Source organism: Allobosea sp. GW823-FHT02B03 (assembly GCF_058797755.1).
The window spans coordinates 713,699-730,566 of sequence record NZ_JBXAJY010000001.1; the positions used below are offsets into that span (position 1 = coordinate 713,699).

General features: G+C 68.5%; 14 protein-coding genes. 6 read left to right on the forward strand and 8 right to left on the reverse strand.

Annotation, left to right across the window (positions count from 1 at the left end; translation table 11 throughout):
- Positions 1 to 34 precede the first annotated feature (34 nt).
- The gene (locus AC1REK_RS03320) at positions 35 to 1,813 is read left to right on the forward strand and encodes an SLC13 family permease (protein ID WP_492267199.1); all 1,779 of its coding nucleotides are present in this window, start codon (positions 35 to 37) and stop codon (positions 1,811 to 1,813) included.
- 215 nt (positions 1,814 to 2,028) lie between these two features.
- Here AC1REK_RS03320 and AC1REK_RS03325 read toward each other — a convergent pair whose 3' ends face one another.
- Positions 2,029 to 3,123, reverse strand: a complete 1,095-nt coding sequence (locus AC1REK_RS03325; protein ID WP_492267198.1) for a TRAP transporter substrate-binding protein — start codon at positions 3,121 to 3,123, stop codon at positions 2,029 to 2,031.
- A 177-nt stretch (positions 3,124 to 3,300) separates the two neighbouring features.
- On the opposite strand from AC1REK_RS03325, the gene AC1REK_RS03330 reads away from it, so the two are divergent.
- Together AC1REK_RS03330 and AC1REK_RS03335 are read left to right on the forward strand one after the other, a co-directional pair.
- A complete protein-coding gene (locus AC1REK_RS03330) occupies positions 3,301 to 3,423 on the forward strand; it encodes a hypothetical protein (protein ID WP_492267197.1) in 123 nt (40 codons plus the stop codon).
- Positions 3,420 to 4,787 (forward strand): dicarboxylate/amino acid:cation symporter, encoded by a 1,368-nt coding sequence (locus tag AC1REK_RS03335; RefSeq protein ID WP_492267196.1) that lies wholly within the window; start codon positions 3,420 to 3,422, stop codon positions 4,785 to 4,787. Before AC1REK_RS03330 ends, AC1REK_RS03335 begins: the two co-directional genes overlap by 4 nt.
- A 28-nt stretch (positions 4,788 to 4,815) precedes the next feature.
- Here AC1REK_RS03335 and AC1REK_RS03340 read toward each other — a convergent pair whose 3' ends face one another.
- Complete coding sequence (locus tag AC1REK_RS03340) at positions 4,816 to 5,388, reverse strand: ASCH domain-containing protein (RefSeq protein ID WP_492267195.1); 573 nt, start codon at positions 5,386 to 5,388, stop codon at positions 4,816 to 4,818.
- A gap of 5 nt (positions 5,389 to 5,393) precedes the next feature.
- Complete coding sequence (locus AC1REK_RS03345; protein WP_492267194.1) at positions 5,394 to 6,437, reverse strand: cysteine synthase A; 1,044 nt, start codon at positions 6,435 to 6,437, stop codon at positions 5,394 to 5,396.
- A 186-nt stretch (positions 6,438 to 6,623) separates the two neighbouring features.
- Between AC1REK_RS03345 and AC1REK_RS03350 the strand changes: the two genes are divergently transcribed.
- Both AC1REK_RS03350 and AC1REK_RS03355 read left to right on the forward strand, forming a co-directional pair.
- Complete coding sequence (locus AC1REK_RS03350; RefSeq protein WP_492267193.1) at positions 6,624 to 7,880, forward strand: class I SAM-dependent RNA methyltransferase; 1,257 nt, start codon at positions 6,624 to 6,626, stop codon at positions 7,878 to 7,880.
- 19 nt (positions 7,881 to 7,899) lie between these two features.
- Positions 7,900 to 9,306 (forward strand): FAD-binding oxidoreductase, encoded by a 1,407-nt coding sequence (locus AC1REK_RS03355; protein ID WP_492267192.1) that lies wholly within the window; start codon positions 7,900 to 7,902, stop codon positions 9,304 to 9,306.
- A gap of 181 nt (positions 9,307 to 9,487) precedes the next feature.
- Here AC1REK_RS03355 and AC1REK_RS03360 read toward each other — a convergent pair whose 3' ends face one another.
- The 3 genes from AC1REK_RS03360 to AC1REK_RS03370 form a co-directional block, all read right to left on the reverse strand.
- On the reverse strand, positions 9,488 to 10,633 hold the full coding sequence (locus AC1REK_RS03360; RefSeq protein WP_492267191.1) for an AGE family epimerase/isomerase: 1,146 nt from the start codon (positions 10,631 to 10,633) through the stop codon (positions 9,488 to 9,490).
- Between the two features lie 380 nt (positions 10,634 to 11,013).
- Positions 11,014 to 12,621 carry a gamma-glutamyltransferase family protein gene (locus AC1REK_RS03365; protein WP_492267190.1) on the reverse strand — a complete coding sequence of 536 codons (1,608 nt, stop codon included), beginning with the start codon at positions 12,619 to 12,621 and terminating at the stop codon, positions 11,014 to 11,016.
- 63 nt (positions 12,622 to 12,684) lie between these two features.
- Positions 12,685 to 13,446: an SOS response-associated peptidase gene (locus AC1REK_RS03370; protein WP_492267189.1), complete on the reverse strand. Its 762-nt coding sequence runs from the start codon at positions 13,444 to 13,446 to the stop codon at positions 12,685 to 12,687.
- A 155-nt stretch (positions 13,447 to 13,601) separates the two neighbouring features.
- Here AC1REK_RS03370 and AC1REK_RS03375 point away from each other — a divergent pair, with 155 nt between their 5' ends.
- Positions 13,602 to 14,036, forward strand: a complete 435-nt coding sequence (locus tag AC1REK_RS03375) for a hypothetical protein (protein ID WP_492267188.1) — start codon at positions 13,602 to 13,604, stop codon at positions 14,034 to 14,036.
- A gap of 3 nt (positions 14,037 to 14,039) precedes the next feature.
- Here the strand turns inward: AC1REK_RS03375 and AC1REK_RS03380 are convergent, their stop codons facing one another.
- Together AC1REK_RS03380 and dxs are read right to left on the reverse strand one after the other, a co-directional pair.
- Complete coding sequence (locus AC1REK_RS03380) at positions 14,040 to 14,792, reverse strand: TlyA family RNA methyltransferase (RefSeq protein WP_492267187.1); 753 nt, start codon at positions 14,790 to 14,792, stop codon at positions 14,040 to 14,042.
- Positions 14,793 to 14,892: 100 nt separating this feature from the next.
- Positions 14,893 to 16,803: a 1-deoxy-D-xylulose-5-phosphate synthase gene (gene dxs / locus AC1REK_RS03385; RefSeq protein WP_492267186.1), complete on the reverse strand. Its 1,911-nt coding sequence runs from the start codon at positions 16,801 to 16,803 to the stop codon at positions 14,893 to 14,895.
- Between the last annotated feature and the right edge of the window lie 65 nt (positions 16,804 to 16,868).

Consider the following 16,868-nt stretch of genomic DNA (forward strand, 5'->3'; position numbering starts at 1 on the left):
GCATCCACCGCCCGCGCCCGCTAAGAAGGCGCGGATGACCCTGCCGCAGATTCTCTCCTGCTCGCTCGTCGCCGCGATGATGGCCGCCTTCGTCTGGGGCAAGCTGCGCTATGACATCGTCGCGCTGCTGGCGCTGCTCGCGGGCGTCGTGCTGGGCGTCGTCCAGCCGAAGGACGCCTTCAAGGGCTTTTCCGACGACATCGTCATCATCGTCGCCAGCGCGCTGATCGTCAGCGCCGCGGTGGCACGCTCCGGGCTGGTCGAGAGCGCGATCTCGCGCATTGCCCCCGCCTTGCGCACGACCCAGACCCAGGTCATGGCGCTGGTCTTCACGGTCGCGGTGATGTCCGCGATCATCAAGAACATCGGCGCGCTCGCGATGATGCTGCCGATCGCCTATCAGCTCGCGCGCAAGGACGGGAAATCGCCCTCGGTCTTCCTGATGCCGATGGCCTTTGCCTCGCTGCTCGGCGGCATCGTCACCCTGGTCGGCACCTCGCCCAACGTCATCGTCTCGCGGGTGCGCGAGGAGCTCGGCGGCGAGCCCTTCGCGATGTTCGACTTCACGCCGGTGGGCATCGGCGTCGCCTTCTTCGGCTGCCTCTTCCTCGGCTTCGGCTATCGACTACTGCCGAAGGACCGGCAGGGCTCGGCCTCGCTCGACCAGGCACTCGACATCAAGGATTACGTCACAGAGGCGAGAATTCCCGCCAGCGCGCCGCTTTCCGGCCGGACGATCGCCGATCTGCGCAAGCCCGCCAACGGCGAGGTCGAGGTCGTGGCGATCCTGCGCGGCGGCAAGCGCCGGCAGGCGCCGCTCCCCGATGCCAGCTTGAAGGCAGGCGACATCGTGCTGCTGCGCGGCGAAGCCAAGGCGCTGGAGCGCGTCGTCGCCGAAGGCAAGCTCGAGCTCGTCGGCCAGAACCGTCCGACCGAGACCGAAGGCTCGCTCGATCCCGCCCGCACCGGCGAAGCCGTGGTGACGCAAGGCTCGCTGCTGGCGGGTGCGACCGCGGCCGAGCTCGACCTCCACGCCCGCTTCCAGGTCAACCTGCTCGGCATCAGCCGCGCCGGCGAGCGCTTCACCGAGCGGCTGCGCGATATCCGGCTCGCCGATGGCGACGTGGTGCTGCTGCAGGGCGATGAAAAACTCCTGCCGGAGCGGCTGCGCGAACTCGGCCTGCTGCCGCTGGCGGCACGCAGCCTGTCGCTAGGCAGCGCCCGCAGGCGCCTGATCACCGGCGCGATCGTCGCCGGCACGGTCGCGGTGGTGGCGCTCGGTCTGGTGCCGGTCGCGATCGCCTTCTTCTCGGCCGCGGTCCTGCTGCTGGCGCTGCGGGCGCTCTCGCTGCGCGATGCCTATGCTTCGGTCGAGGCGCCGATCCTCGTCATGCTCGCGGCGCTGATCCCGGTCAGCGACAGCCTGCGCACCACCGGCACCAGCGATCTTCTGGCCGGCTGGCTGGCACAGGCAGGCGCGGGGCTCCCGGGTTGGGGCGCGGTTGGGCTGATCCTGGTCGCGGCCATGGCGGTGACGCCATTCCTCAACAATGCCGCGACGGTTCTGGTCATGGCGCCGATCGGCGCCGGCTTCGCCAAGACGCTCGGCTACAATCCCGACGCCTTCCTGATGGCGGTGGCGATCGGCGCGGCCTGCGATTTCCTCACCCCGATCGGCCATCAGTGCAACACGCTGGTGATGGGCCCGGGCGGCTACCGTTTCGGCGACTATGCCAGGCTCGGCGCGCCGCTCTCGCTGCTGGTCATCCTGCTGACCGTGCCGCTGATCCTCTGGGTCTGGCCGCTGCGCTGAGCGCCGCTTCGAGATTGCCCGGCCTCATCCTGAGGAGCAGCCAAAGGCTGCGTCTCGAAGGAGGCTTCGGGAGGCGCGGGAACCGACTCGAGCATCCTTCGAGACGCTGCTGCGCAGCTCCTCAGGATGAGGGCTCGAATTCTCGAACAGGCGGGAAGCGTTCAGGGCTGGAACGTCGACAAAAAAAGGGGAGCGCCAGGCTCCCCCTTCAGGCCTTACCGGGCGCGCCGGATCAGGTTGGCGATGTTGATGTCGTAGGGTAGCTCGCTGACCTGCCACCACAGCGAGGTGGCATCGCGGTAGGCCATCACCTCACCGAGGATCTTCTTGAACGTCGGGTTTGACGCGTTGATCTCGTCATAGGTCTGCTGGGTCGCCTTGAAGCTGGCTTCCATGATCGCCGGCGAGAACGGGCGCAGGATCGCGCCCGCGGCGACCACGCGCTTCAGCGCGATCGGGTTCTCATGGTCGTACTTGGCCTGCATCCACTGGTTGGTGGCGGCGCAGGCATCGCTGAGCACGGCCTTGTAGCGGGCCGGCAGCTCATCCCATTTCGCGCGGTTGATCATCATCGAGATCACCGTGCCCTGGTCCCACCAGCCGGGGTAGTAATAGTACTTCGCCACACGGTAGAGGCCGAGCTTCTCGTCGTCATAAGGGCCGGTCCACTCGGCCGCATCGATGGTGCCGCGCTCCAGCGAGGAGTAGAGGTCGCCGCCGCCGATCTGCTGCGGCACGACGCCGAGCTTGAGCAGGACATTGCCGGCGAGCCCGCCGACGCGGAACTTGATGCCCTTCAGGTCCTCGACCGTGTTGATCTCCTTGCGGAACCAGCCGCCCATCTGCACGCCGGTGTTGCCGGCCGGCAGCGCGTAGAGATTATGCTTGGCGTAGAACTCGTTGAGCACGTCGTTGCCGCCGCCGACCGTCAGCCAGGCATTGGTCTGGCGGGCATTGGGGCCGAATGGGACGCAGGTGCCGAAAGCGAAGGTAGGATCGATGCCGATGCCGTAATAGCTGCAGGTATGGCAGCATTCGACGGTGTTCTTGGACGTCGCGTCGATCACCGCCGCGCCGCCGGGGACGATCTCGCCGGCCGCGAAGGGCTGGATCTGGAACTGCCCGTCCGTGGCCTCGCTGACCCGGCGGGCCAGCTCGACCGAGCCGCCATAGAGCGTGTCGAGGGACTTCGGGAAGGCCGAGACCAGCCGCCAGCGGACCGAAGGCGCCGATTGCGCGATAGCGGGGCTCGCGATCGGGGCGGCGACCGCCGCAGTCGCGCCAGCTGCGAGGAATTGGCGTCTCTTCATCGATGTTCTCTCCAGGCGTTGACCGCAGCTTTTGTCCGGCATGCCGGTGCGGTTCATTGAAAGCGCCGGCTGGTTAGCAGCGCTGTCCTGCGGGCGGCAGGCCCGGCGGCGCACGCCTGCCCCGCGTTCTCCTGCCGGTGAAGGGATGAAACTCGCCCGGAATCGAGATAGCGCAGAATGATCCTGTCGCCGGCTGCGCGCAAAACAGAAATCTGCTCCTTCGCCTTATCTGCTGCGGCGCATTATATCCTGGCGTATAAATGGAGCCGCACGGCGGCGATTGACGAGTTCCTGCCATGACAACGATGACGTCCCCAGCCGGCGTGAAGAGCGCCGGCACAAAGCCGTTCTATTCCAGCTTCGGCTTCCAGGTTGTGGCGGCCATGGTGGTCGGGCTCTTGCTCGGCTGGGTCGCGCGCAATATCGGGCCCGACGCTGCCGGCCAGCCGAACGGGCTGACGGTCGCGCTCCAGACCACCGGCTCGATCTTCGTGCAGCTGCTGCAGGCGCTGGTACCGCCGCTGATCTTCACGGCGATCGTCGCCTCGATCAGCAATCTCAGGCAGCTTTCCAACGCGGCCGCTCTGGTCTGGCAGACGCTGCTCTGGTTCGCCGTCACCGCCTTCATCGCGGTGCTGATCGGCATCGCGCTCGGCCTGATCATCCAGCCCGGCCTTAATTCGGGGGTCGCCGCGGCTAGCGCCAAGGCGCCCGCGACGGTCGGCTCCTGGCTCGATTTCCTGAAGGGGCTCGTGCCCGCCAACATGCTCGGCCTGCAGGCGACGACCCGCGTCGACGGCGGCGCGGCGACGACGCGCCTCGGCTTCAACGTGCTGCAATTGCTGGTGATCTCGATCGTTGTCGGCGTCGCGGCGCTGAAGGTCGGCGAGCGCGCCAACAGCTTCCTGTCCTTCAACGAGTCGCTGCTGGCCATCGTCCGCAAGATCCTGTGGTGGGTGATCCGGCTGACGCCGATCGGCACGGTCGGCCTGCTCGGCAATGCCGTCGCGCAATATGGCTGGCAGACCCTGCAGCAGCTCTCCTGGTACGCCTTCGCGATCTATCTCGGCCTCGCCATCGTGCTGCTGATCGTCTATCCCGTCCTGCTCCTGCTGCACGGTCTCTCGCCGATGCGCTTCTTTGCGGGTGCATGGCCGGCGATCCAGCTCGCCTTCGTCTCGCGCTCCTCGGTCGGCACCTTGCCGGTGACCGAGACCGTGACCGAGAAGAGCCTCGGCGTGCCCCGGGAATACGCCGCCTTCGCCGTGCCGCTTGGCGCGACCACCAAGATGGATGGCTGCGCCGCGATCTACCCGGCGATCTCGGCGATCTTCGTCGCGCAGTTCTACGGGCTGCCGCTCGGCCTGCAGGAATACGTGCTGATCGTCTTCGTCTCGGTGATCGGCTCGGCGGCGACCGCGGGCCTGACCGGCGCGACGGTGATGTTGACGCTGACGCTCTCGACGCTCGGCCTGCCGCTCGCTGGTGTCGGGCTGCTGCTCGCGATCGACCCGATCCTCGACATGGGCCGTACCGCGGTGAACGTCGCCGGCCAGGCGCTGGTGCCGACCATCGTCGCCAAGCGTCAGGGCATGCTCGATCAGGCGCAGTACGACCGCGCCGGCGACATCGACGCGATCGAGGCCGAGGCGCAGACCGCCTGAGGCGGTGCTGCACCGGCTGGGTGACATCTCAGCGCGGCGGGAGCTTCGAAAGCAGCGCCTCGCCGCGCGGCGACAGCCGGTAACCCACTTCGAGGCTCTCGGTCAGCCCGAGCGTCTTGAGCTTGCGGACGTCCTGCTTGAAGGCGAGCGTCTCGCGGCCGATGAGGGCGGCGAGTTCCGGCGCGCGGCGGCCGGGATGGGCGGCGATCAGGGCGAGCGTGGCGACAGTCCAGGCGCGGCGGGCATCGAGCCGGCCAAGGCGTGCTGCGAGCACGCCGACCTCTTCATCACCGAGCTCGGAGGCTTCGCGCAGGGCAAGCCGCGGATCGGGACCCGCAAGGTGCAGGCGGATGCGGTAGAGATCACCCTCGCGGCCGGCGAGGCTCGCCAGCGCGGCATCGCGTGAGGCGAAGCCGGCGGCTTTCGCCTCCGCATCGTCGATCTCGGCTTCCGAGATCGGCTCGACCGCCTCGATCGCCAGAACCCCGGCAGCCGTCGTCAGGCTGCCACCGCTGCGGACGCTCAGCCTGCGCCAGCGCCGCAGCACCCGGGTGATGCTGCCCTCGGCGATGCCTGCGAGCGTCCGCCGGTCGAGCAGCATGAGGCTTAGGCCAACACCTTGGCCATCACGTCCTTCAGCCCGCCATTGCGTTCGAGCCAGCCCGGCACCGGCAGGTTCTTCGAGCGCAGGAATTCCGGATTGAACAGCTTCGACTGATAGCGCGTGCCGTAATCGCAGAGGATGGTCACGATGGTGTGGCCGGGGCCGAGCTCCTTCGCCAGCCGGATCGCGCCGGCGACGTTGATGCCCGAGGAGCCGCCGAGGCAGAGGCCCTCTTCCTCCAGCAGCTGGAAGCAGAGCGGGATCGCCTCCTCGTCCGGGATCTGGAAGGCGACGTCGATCGGCGCGTTCTCGATGTTCTTGGTGATCCGGCCCTGGCCGATGCCTTCGGTGATCGAGGAGCCTTCGGCCTTCAGCTCGCCGATCTTGTAGTAGGAATAGAGCGCCGCGCCCATCGGGTCGGCGAGGCCGATCCGGACCTTCGGGTTGAACCCCTTCAGCGCCATGGCGACGCCGGCGAGCGTGCCGCCCGTGCCGACCGCGCAGATGAAGCCGTCGACCTTGCCGTCGGTCTGTTGCCAGATCTCGGGCCCGGTCGTCTCGATATGGCCCTGCCGGTTGGCGACATTGTCGAACTGGTTGGCCCAGATCGCGCCATTGGGGTCGGTCTTGGCCAGTTCCTCGGCGAGGCGGCCGGAGACCTTCACATAATTGTTCGGATTGACGTAGCCGACGGCCGGGACCTCGACGAGCGTCGCGCCGGCAAGCCGCAGCATGTCCTTCTTTTCCTGGCTCTGCGTCTCCGGGATGACGATCACCGAGCGATAGCCGAGCGCATTGCCGACCAGAGCGAGCCCGATGCCGGTATTGCCGGCCGTGCCCTCGACGATGACGCCGCCGGGCCGGAGGGCACCGCGCTTCTCGGCATCGCGGATGATCGCGAGCGCGGCACGGTCCTTGACCGACTGGCCGGGATTCATGAACTCGGCCTTGCCGAGAATCTCGCAGCCGGTTTCCTGCGAGGCGCGCTTCAGCCGGATCAAGGGGGTGTTGCCGATCGCCTCGACGACGCCGTTGCGGATAGTCATGACCACTTCCTCTTTGGCCTGCCACCGGTCCGATCCCGGCCGGGCGCAGCAGGTCGCCAACATAATCGGTTCGCCTGCCAGTTCACGGGATAGTTCTTCCAAATCTCAGCGAAAAAAGATGATGATTTCCCTCCCGGCGCAGGAACTGATAGGCCACGCCTCTTCCTCAACCCTGCCCGGATGCGCATGTCTGCTCTTGCCATGAATGAAACCCTGACGATCGCGCGGCTTGGCCAGCGCGGCGACGGCGTGGCCGAGACGGCGGACGGCCAGGTCTTCGTGCCCTTCGCGCTGCCGGGCGAGGGCGTCCGCGCCGTGCGGGACGGCGAGCGGGCGCAAGTCGTCGAGATCCTGACGCCGTCCGCCTCGCGCATCGCGGCGATCTGCCCGCTCTTCACCCGCTGCGGCGGCTGCGTCGCCCAGCATATGGGGGAGGGACTCTATGCCGAATGGAAGCGCCAGCAGGTCGTGACGGCGCTCGGGCGGGTCGGCACGGGCGTAACCGTGGAGCCGCCGCGCGATGCCCATGGTACCGGGCGCCGGCGCGTCACCTTCCATGCCCGTCGTGAGGAGGGCGGCATGCGCATCGGCTTCATGGCGGCACGCAGCCATGATCTGATCGCCGTTGACGCCTGCCCGGTGCTGGCGCCCGGCTTGGCACGGGCGCCAACCGTTGCTCAGCTCCTCGCCAATCGTCTCGGCGGCTCGAACAAGCCGCTCGATCTGCAGATCACCGCTTCCGAAGCCGGGCTCGACGTCGATATCCGCGGCCATGGCCCGGCCGGCAATGCGCTGCGTCGGACGCTGACCGAGGCCGCCGAACGGCTCGATCTGGCACGGCTCTCCATGCATGGCGACATCGTCGTCGAGCGGCGCGCGCCCTTCCATGTCATGGGCAAGGCCGCGGTCACGCCCGGCCCCGGCGGCTTCCTCCAGGCAACGGCGCGCGGCGAGGAGATCCTGGCCGAACTCGTGCTCGCGGCGCTGCCCAAGGCGAAGCGTGTCGCCGATCTCTTCGCCGGATGTGGGCCGTTCAGCTTCCGCCTCGCCGAGCGTTGCCACGTCACCGCCTTCGAGAGCGACAAGACGGCGGTGCAGGCTCTGCAGCGCGCCGCCAGCCGGGCACAGGGGCTGAAGCCGATCGCCGCCGAAACCCGCGACCTCTTCCGCCGGCCGCTGCTCGAGCATGAACTCGCCGCCTTCGACGCCGTCGTGCTCGATCCGCCCCGCGCCGGCGCGGAGGCGCAGGTCAGGCGGCTTGCGGGATCGAAAGTGCCTGTGGTCGCCTATGTCTCCTGCGATGTCGGCAGCTTCGCGCGCGACGCGGCGCTTTTGGTCGCAGGCGGCTATGCGCTGGAACGCGTGACGCCGGTCGACCAGTTCCGTTATTCCGCTCACATCGAACTCGTCGGCGTCTTCCGCAAGGCTGCCGGCCGCAAGTGATCACGTCTCCGGAGGCAGGATGAGCGCGTCCGTTACCGAAGCTCTGGCCGGCATCGTCGGCGCGAAGAATGTCATCACCGACGCCGATGCGATGGTGCCCTACCTCAAGGAGCCGCGCGGCCTGTTCAAGGGCAAGGCGCAGGCGGTGGTGCGGCCGGGCTCGGTCGCCGAGGTTTCTGCCCTGATGAAATGGGCGAGCGAGACCGGCGCGACGATCGTCCCGCAAGGCGGCAACACCGGCATGGTCGGTGGCCAGGTCCCGGTCGCGGAAGGCCGCGAGATCATCCTGTCGCTGCAGCGGCTCGACAAGGTGCGCGCGGTCGATGCCGCCGGCGACACCATGACCGTCGAGGCCGGCGTCATCCTGCAGAAGGCGCAGGAGGCGGCCGAGGCTGCCGGGCGGCTCTTCCCGCTTTCGCTCGCCTCGGAAGGCTCCTGCACGGTCGGCGGCAATCTCTCGGCCAATGCCGGCGGCACGGCGGTGATCGCCTATGGCAATGCTCGCGAACTCTGCCTCGGGCTCGAGGTCGTGCTGCCCGATGGCCGTGTCTGGAACGGCCTGCGCCAGCTGCGCAAGGACAACACCGGCTACGATCTGAAGAACCTCTTCATCGGCTCGGAAGGCACGCTCGGCATCATCACCGCCGCGGTGCTGAAGCTCTTCCCGCTGCCGGCGGCGCGCGCCACCGCCTTCCTCGCCGTTCCCGATCCTGAGGCGGCTTTGGCGCTCCTGAACAAGGCCAAGGCCAGCGCCGGCGGCACGCTCACCACCTTCGAGCTGATGCCGCGCATCGGGCTCGACTTCGTCGTACGCCATGCCGATGGAGCCCGCGATCCGCTTTCGGAGCCCTCGCCCTGGTATGTGCTGATGGAGGTCTCCGCCCAGGCCGAGACCGGCCTCTCCGAAGCGGTCGAGAACTTCCTTGGCGAGGCGATGGAGGAGGGGCTGGTCACCGATGCGGTGCTCGCCGGCTCGCTCGGCCAGCGCGCCGATCTCTGGAAGCTGCGCGAGATGCTCTCAGAGGTGCAGACTCATGAGGGCGGCTCGATCAAGCACGACGTCTCGGTGCCGCTGCACGCGGCCCCGGAATTCCTGAGGCGCGCCATCGCCAGGGTCGAGGAGCTGGTGCCAGGCTGCCGGCCGGTGCCCTTCGGCCATCTCGGCGACGGCAACATCCATTTCAACGTCAGCCAGCCGGTCGGCGCCGACAAGGCCGCCTATCTCGCCGGCTGGGACGCGATGAACGCCGCTGTCCACGCCATCGTCACCGAACTCAAGGGCTCGATCTCGGCCGAGCACGGCATCGGCCGGCTGAAACGCGCCTTGCTGCCGGGCGTCAAGGACCCGGTCGAGCTCGACCTGATGCGCACGGTCAAGGCGGCGCTCGACCCCAACGGCGTGCTCAACCCCGGCGCGGTGCTGTAGCGCCACCGGGCAAGCCGAGAGGCGCCGCAGGCAGGGGGATCTCCCCATCACCCTGCATCGTCATCCGGGCTGGAGCGAAGCGTAACGCCGGGAGCCATCGAAGAGCGCGACGCCCTTCGATGGATTCCGGGTCTGGGCCGCTTCGTGGCTTGCCCGGAATGACGGTGTCGGCCGCCGAAAGTTACGCAGCCGCGCCGCCCTCGCGGACCCGGCAGATCTCGGCCAGCGCCAGCACCAGATGATAGAGCACCCGGACCGGGACCCGGTCGGCGATCGGCCGCCCGCCGGCGTCGATCTGGTTGACCCATAGTCCACTCTCGCGGTCGACGAAGTGCGAGAACATCAGGTCGAGATGCCGATCGAGCCGGGCTGCGGCGTCCGCGTCGCCTTCGAATTCGATCCGCGCGACAAGAGCTTTCAGATATTCGGTCTGCGGCCAGAGCAGCGCCGCGCCGTTCAAGACGGCGCCCGCCGGATCGACCTCGTTCACGACGAGGCGCGAGGCGTTGGTCGACGCATCGACCTGGTGCTGCCCGAAGGCATGGAGGCTGCGGGCCGTTTCGCGAGCCTCTGCCGAGCCGGTCAGTCGTTCGTGATGGTAGAGCAGCCAGGTCCATTCGAAATGATGGCCGGGCTCCCGGATCAGCCCGCGCGGGCCGGGAAAGGCCGCCCAGTCCTCGTCGAAGAACTCCCCGAGCGTGCCGCTTTCGTCCAGCATGCTCTCTTGCATCAGGCGTACGAGCATGTCTGCCGTCTCCAGCCAGCGCGGATCGGGCGAAACCGCACCTAGCGCGTGGCAGGCTTCGAGCAGGTGCATATGCGGGTTCTGGCGCCGGGGCTGCGTGCCGAGCGTATCCTCCCTGAAGCCGCCGGCCGGGTGCGCCAGCTGCTGCTCCAGGAAATCCATGACCTCGCCGGCCAGCGCCAGCGCGCTCTGGTCACCGCTCGCCTTCGCGAACCAGCCGCAGGCGAAGAGGACGAAGGCGAGGTCGTAGAAATCGGACCTGCCGTCGACGACCTTTTCGTCCACAGTGCAGGAATGGACGAAGCGCCCGTCTGGCTGCCGTAAGGCGCCAGTCAGGAAGGCGATGCCGTGCCGCGCCGCCGCCAGCGCGCCGGGCACGCCGAGCAGATGGGCGTGGCTGAAGACATAGGTCAGGCGCGCCGTGACCAGCGTCGTACGCAGCTCGCCGAGCTCGGGCGTCCCGTCTGGCTGGAGATACTCGACGAAGCCCGGCCGTGCCGGGTCGTAGGCGCGCGCGATCCAGCCCGGCAGTAGGCTCTCGGTCAGCCAGGAGAAAAGATCGTTTCGCGCGGAGGCCGACATGCTTTCAGTCCTCGAAGACATCGCCGTGATGGCGTGCGGTCATGACCGCTGCTCTGCCATCGCGGCGTCGGCGAAGCCAGAGGGAAGACGCGTGGCTGGTTGCCAATCAGTTGTGGGCGAGCTTCGACATCCGCTCTGATGGCCGGCAGGCGGGATTCACGCCCTTTAGCGGCCGCTCGCACCGGCGCGAGTTCCAACATTCCGGGCGTGAAACGCACCAAAGTGTTGGAACCCGGTGGCGCCTAGGCTCCACCAACTGATCCCGGACCCGGCCCGGTCATCCCGGACAAGCGGCGAAGCCGCGCAGATCCGGGATCCGTCGTAGGGAGCAGGAGTTCTACGATGGATCCCGGGCGAAACGTCAGATCGACTCCGCCCGCTCAGGGCGTCGCGACATAGCCGTCGCGACGTGGATCGCAGGCGCCGGTCAGCTTGCCGTTCGCCGGGTCGCGCGCGACCGCCTGCATGCCGCCGACCCGCATCGTCCAGCCGACATCGAACGGGACGATTTCGTGGCCCCGCTGCCGCAGGGCGGCGATGGTCCCGGCGGGGATGCGGTCCTCGACCTCGATGGCGCGGCCGTCCCAGAGGCGCGCGCGCGGCGCCTCGATCGCCTCCTGCAGCGGCAGGCCGAAATCGACATGCTGCACCATGGCCTGCGCCTGCGTCTGCAGGATACCGTAGCTGCCGGGCGTGCCCAGCGCCAGCACCGGCTCGCCATTCCGGGTCGACAGGCTCGGCGACATGCACATCGGCAGTTCCGAGCCTGGCTGCGAGCGGTTCGGGCTGCCGGGCTGGACATCGGCCCAGTACAGGAAATTGTTGAGGCAGAGCCCCGTGCCCGGCACGACCACGCCGCTGCCGAACGGGCTGCCGATGCTCTGCGTCACGCAGATCAGATTGCCCTCGCGGTCGGCGATCGAGAAGGAGGTGGTGTGCGCCGGGTCTTCGCCGGCGGGCGCCTCCGCCATCCATTGCTCGGTCGGGCCGGTGATCGGCTCACCGTCGCGCACGCGGTCGCGTAGTTTCTCGACCGAGGCGTCGGACATAAGCTCGGCGAGCTTCTCCGGCTTCGGATTGTTGTGCGCGATGCGCAGCCCGGCGGCGAGACGGATGGCGCGGTAGACGATGTCGAGATGCTCGGCGCCGTTGCGCTCCAGCCCGGCGAGGTCGAAGCCGTCGAGGATGCGCAGGGTCAGGAGGAACTGGAAGCCTTCGCAGGCCGGCGGCGGCACATGCACGAGCCGGTCGCGATAGGCGGCGGCGATCGGCTCGCGCCAGCGCGGTGCGACCTTGGCGAGATCGGCCATGGTCAGCGTGCCGCCCTTGGCCTTGAGATGCGCGATCACGGTCTCGCCGAGCGCGCCGCGATAGAAATGTTCCGGCCCCTTGGCCGCGATCTCGGAGAGCGTCCGGGCGAGATCGGGCTGGCGCAGGATCTGGCCGAGTTCGACCGTATCGCCGCCATCGGGCAGGTAGTTCTTCGCCCAGTCGCCGTGAAGCTCCGGGCGCTCGCGCAGGAGCGGCGCCTGCTCGTTGAACTCCGCGACGCCGAACTCGGCGATCGGAAACCCGTCGGCGGCGAGCGCGATAGCCGGAGCGAAGATCTCCGCCAGCGACAGGCGACCATAGGTCCGGTTCAGCTCGCACCAGCCTGCGAGATTGCCCGGCGGGGCGACGGCGAGGGCGCCGCGCTCGATGTCCGAACGCTGGCTGAAGCGCTCGAGCGGGAAGCTCTCGGGAACGGGCGGCACGAAGTCGAGCACGCGCACCCGCTTCTCGGCTGCGACCCACATCGTCGCCGACCCCATCCCGCCGAGGCTCGACATGAACGGCTCGACCACGTTGAGCGCCGCCGCGACCGCGCCGACCGCGTCGAAGGCATTGCCGCCCTGGCTGAGGATACGGGCTCCGGCCTGCGCCGCCAGCGGGTGGGCGGCGGCGACCATGCCGTGCAGGGAACTCATCGTCGGGCGGCGGCCATGCATCTTCGGCGTTCCTCCAGTCGGTCCTGTCGTTGGCCGAGAGTAAGCGCGCCGTCGCCCCCTGCGCTAGAACAGGCTGCCCTGCGCGTCGTCCTTGCCGCCCCGCCGCGAACGCATGGCGGGCTTCTGCTCGGGCGGCTTCGGCGCCGACGCGGGATCGAAGGGCTGCTGCAATTCCGGCCCGTCATTGGCGACCTTGTTCACGGCATCGCCAAGCCGGATCATCTCCAGGAAGTCGTCGGGGGGAGGGCGCAATAGCGGCCGAAGCTCCGCCGGCTCCGAGGCGGGGTCGAGCCAGGCATCATAGGCTTCCGGGGCCAGGATCACCGGGGAGCGGTGGTGGATCGCCGCCATCTGCCCGTTGGCGGGGCCGGTCACCATCGCGACCGTGTCGATCTCCGAGCCGTCGGCGCTATGCCAGGTCTCCCACAGCGCCGCGAAGGCGAAGAAGCCACGATCCGGCCGGCGGAAGAGATAAGGCCGGTTCTCCTGCCGGCGGCCCTCGCCGAGGCGGTGCCATTCGTAGAACCCGTCGGCCGGCATCAGGCAGCGCCGTCGGGCGAGGGCGGCGCGGAAGGAAGGCTTCTCGGCCGCGCTCTCGCTGCGGATGTTGATGACCAGCGGGAAGTCCTTGGGATCCTTGACCCAGCCGGGAATGAAGCCCCAGCGCATCAGGATGAACTGGCGCGTGCCCTGTTCGAGCCTGACCACCGGCACCGGCTGCGTCGGCGCGATGTTGTAGCGCGGCGGAAAGTTCGGCTGCTCGCGATAGGCGAAGGCCTGGCGCATCGCTTCCGGCGGCAAGGTTACGGCGTAGCGGCCACACATGTCCTGTTCAGTCGACGTTCCGATTGGTCCGATCAATACTTTATTTGGGTTTGGCCACGCATATTCCCAGCGATTTCGAGGCCGCCCGGATGCCTGCTCCCGCAAGATCAGATGCGCCGAACGTGGCGGCCGGCTCTGGAGCTGCACCCTCGCCGATGCGCCTGTCGACGGACTATCTGAACCGCCACAGCGAGGCGCTGATGCTGCTCGAGATGGTGCCGATGGACCGTGCGATCCTGGTCGAGCTGCGGGCCTGGCGGGCGGTCAGCTATTCCGAGCATTTCGAAGCCTCGTCGCTGCGCTGCGCGGCGGAAGCGCGCGAGGCCTATCGGCAGCTCGGCGCGCGCGAGGTCGCCGGCTTCGATGAGCTCTGCGCTGCCATGGACCGTCTCGTCCTCACCGCGACCGCGTTGCTCGACGAGATGCCGGACAGCGAAGACCCGGCGTTGATCGTCGATGTCGCCTGCCTGTCCCTGCGCCGGCTGATTGCGCGGGCCGCGGCCTTCATCAATGCCAACGGCCAGGGCGACGCCGCCAATATCGACCGCGGCGTCGTGCAGGCGGAGGTCGATGCGCTGATCGCGGGCTGAGGCTCAGCGCGCCCCGCCGATCAGGAATTCGCGGTTGCCGTCGCCGCCTTCGATCGGAGACGGGATCGGACCCGAGACCCGGAAACCGAGTTCGGCGGTGAGTTCGGCGATCTCGGCGCAGATCGCTCCCTGCAAGGCCTCGTCACGCAGCACGCCCTTCTTCAGCGCCGAGCGCTTCGTCTCGAACTGCGGCTTCACCAGTGCGACAAGCTGCGCTTTGGGCGCCAGCAGCTTCGCCACGGCCGGCAGCACCAGCTTCAGCGAGATGAAGCTGACATCGATGACGGCGAGCGCCGGCGGCTCGCCGAGCAGTGCGGGGTCCAGCGTGCGGATATCCTGGCTCTCCAGGCTGGTCAGCCTGGCATGGCCGTGCAGGCTCTCATGCAGCTGCGATCGGCCGACATCGACGGCATGGACATGAGCTGCGCCGCGCCGGAGCAGGACGTCGCTGAAGCCGCCGGTCGAGGCGCCGACATCGAGGCAGGCGAGTCCGGCCGGATCGAAGCCGAAGGTGTCGAGTGCCGCCGCGAGCTTCACCCCGCCGCGCGAAACGTAAGGGTGAGGCGCCTGTGCCGCGATCTCGGCGGTATCGGGAACGGTCTCCGACGCCTTGCGCAGAACGACGCCGTCGGCGCTGACGAGCCCGGCTGCAATGGCGGCCTGGGCCCGTGCCCGACTTTCGAACAGGCCGCGCTCGACCAGCAAAAGGTCGGCCCTAGAGCGGGGTGCGGAAAAGTGGGAACCGGTTTTTCGCATCAGCCCCGCTCTAAACGTTTGGAATCGATATTATCGCACCCGGCGGTTCCGCCGGGTGCGATAATATCATGCCCGGCGCGGCAGGCCGGCGGTCATCGCTTCAGGCGCGCTTTACGGCGCTGGCCGGGCCGAGCGCCGCTTCGACCGCCCGCACGATACCGGCGGCGTCGAGGCTGGCATCGGCATACATCTTCTCGGGCTTGTCATGGTCCTGGAAGCTGTCCGGCAGCGTCAGGCTGCGGATCTTCAGGCCGCCGTCGAGCAGGCCCTTCTGCGCCAGCAATTGCAGGACATGGCTGCCGAAGCCGCCGACCGAGCCTTCCTCGACCGTGATCAGCACCTCGTGCTCCCTGGCGAGGCGCGCGATCAGCGCCTCGTCGAGCGGCTTGGCGAAGCGGGCATCGGCGACCGTCGTCGAGAGGCCGCGCTGGCCGAGCAGTTCGGCGGCCGAAAGGCATTCGGCGAGCCGCGTGCCGAGCGAGAGCAGGGCGACGCGCGTGCCTTCCCGGACGATCCGGCCCTTGCCGATCTCCAGCGGCACGCCGTGCTGCGGCAGCTCGACGCCGACGCCCTCGCCGCGCGGATAGCGGAAGGCGATCGGCCCGGCATCATAGGCGGCCGCCGTCGCGACCATATGGGTCAGCTCGGCCTCGTCCGCCGCCGCCATCACCACCATGCCGGGCAGGCAGGCGAGATAGGCGATGTCGAAGGAGCCGGCGTGGGTCGCGCCATCGGCGCCGACCAGCCCGGCCCGGTCGAGCGCGAAGCGCACCGGCAGGTTCTGGATCGCGACGTCGTGGACGATCTGGTCGTAGGCGCGCTGCATGAAGGTCGAGTAGATCGCGCAGAACGGCTTGAAGCCCTCGCTGGCGAGGCCGGCGGCGAAAGTCACCGCATGCTGCTCGGCGATGCCGACATCGAAGGTCCGGCCCGGAAATTCCTTGCCGAAGGCGTCGAGCCCGGTGCCGGACGGCATGGCGGCGGTCACCGCGACGATCTTCTCGTCCTCGCGCGCCGCCTTGATCAGCGCCTGGGCGAAGATGTTGGTGTAGCTCGGCGCATTGGCCGGCGCCTTGGCCTGCTGCCCGGTGACGGGGTCGAACTTGACGACGCCGTGGTACTTGTCGGCGCTGGCCTCGGCCGGGGCATAGCCCTTGCCCTTCTGGGTCACGACATGGACCAGGATCGGCCCGCTCTCGGCGTCGCGGACATTGCGCAGCACCGGCAGCAGATGGTCGAGATTATGCCCGTCGATCGGCCCGACATAATAGAAGCCGAGCTCCTCGAAGAGCGTGCCGCCGGTCCAGAAGCCGCGGGCATATTCCTCGGTGCGCTTCGCCTTCTCGTGGAAGAAGCGCGGCAGCTTCTCGGCGAGATATTTCGCGACCTCGCGCAGCGAACGATAGGTCCGGCCGGAGACCAGCCGCGCCAGATAGGCCGACATCGCGCCGACCGGCGGGGCGATCGACATGTCGTTGTCGTTGAGGATGACGATCAGCCGCGAGCCGAGCGCGCCGGCATTGTTCATCGCCTCATAGGCCATGCCCGCCGACATCGCGCCGTCGCCGATCACGGCAATGACGTTGCTGGTGCCGCCTGCGAGATCGCGCCCGACGGCCATGCCGAGTCCGGCCGAGATCGAGGTCGAGGAATGGGCCGCGCCGAACGGGTCGTACTCGCTCTCGCTGCGCTTGGTGAAGCCCGAGAGGCCGCCGGGCTGGCGCAGGGTGCGGATGCCGTCGCGGCGCCCGGTCAGGATCTTGTGCGGATAGGCCTGGTGGCCGACATCCCAGATCACGCGGTCGCGCGGCGTGTCGAAGACATGGTGCAGCGCGACCGTCAGCTCGACCACGCCGAGCCCGGCGCCGAGATGGCCGCCGGTCACCGAGACGGCGTCGATCGTCTCGGCCCTGAGCTCGTCGGCGAGCTGGCGCAGTTGCGCATCGTCGAGCCGGCGCAGCGCCTGCGGATCGGGAACCTGGTCGAGAAGGGGCGTCTTGGGACGGGTCAAGGGCTGGCCGTTGCTGGCTTGATCGTCATTCCCGAATAGTCGCTCGGGGCGGCGCTGGCAAACCT

Excerpts from the sequence above, each read along its gene's own strand:
- AC1REK_RS03320 (WP_492267199.1), top strand. The coding sequence starts at position 35 with ATGACCCTGCCGCAGATTCTCTCCTGCTCGCTCGTCGCCGCGATGATG.
- AC1REK_RS03325 (WP_492267198.1), bottom strand. The coding sequence starts at position 3,123 with ATGAAGAGACGCCAATTCCTCGCAGCTGGCGCGACTGCGGCGGTCGCC.
- AC1REK_RS03330 (WP_492267197.1), top strand. The coding sequence starts at position 3,301 with ATGATCCTGTCGCCGGCTGCGCGCAAAACAGAAATCTGCTCCTTCGCC.
- AC1REK_RS03335 (WP_492267196.1), top strand. The coding sequence starts at position 3,420 with ATGACAACGATGACGTCCCCAGCCGGCGTGAAGAGCGCCGGCACAAAG.
- AC1REK_RS03340 (WP_492267195.1), bottom strand. The coding sequence starts at position 5,388 with ATGCTGCTCGACCGGCGGACGCTCGCAGGCATCGCCGAGGGCAGCATC.
- AC1REK_RS03345 (WP_492267194.1), bottom strand. The coding sequence starts at position 6,437 with ATGACTATCCGCAACGGCGTCGTCGAGGCGATCGGCAACACCCCCTTG.
- AC1REK_RS03350 (WP_492267193.1), top strand. The coding sequence starts at position 6,624 with ATGTCTGCTCTTGCCATGAATGAAACCCTGACGATCGCGCGGCTTGGC.
- AC1REK_RS03355 (WP_492267192.1), top strand. The coding sequence starts at position 7,900 with ATGAGCGCGTCCGTTACCGAAGCTCTGGCCGGCATCGTCGGCGCGAAG.
- AC1REK_RS03360 (WP_492267191.1), bottom strand. The coding sequence starts at position 10,633 with ATGTCGGCCTCCGCGCGAAACGATCTTTTCTCCTGGCTGACCGAGAGC.
- AC1REK_RS03365 (WP_492267190.1), bottom strand. The coding sequence starts at position 12,621 with ATGCATGGCCGCCGCCCGACGATGAGTTCCCTGCACGGCATGGTCGCC.
- AC1REK_RS03370 (WP_492267189.1), bottom strand. The coding sequence starts at position 13,446 with ATGTGTGGCCGCTACGCCGTAACCTTGCCGCCGGAAGCGATGCGCCAG.
- AC1REK_RS03375 (WP_492267188.1), top strand. The coding sequence starts at position 13,602 with ATGCGCCTGTCGACGGACTATCTGAACCGCCACAGCGAGGCGCTGATG.
- AC1REK_RS03380 (WP_492267187.1), bottom strand. The coding sequence starts at position 14,792 with ATGCGAAAAACCGGTTCCCACTTTTCCGCACCCCGCTCTAGGGCCGAC.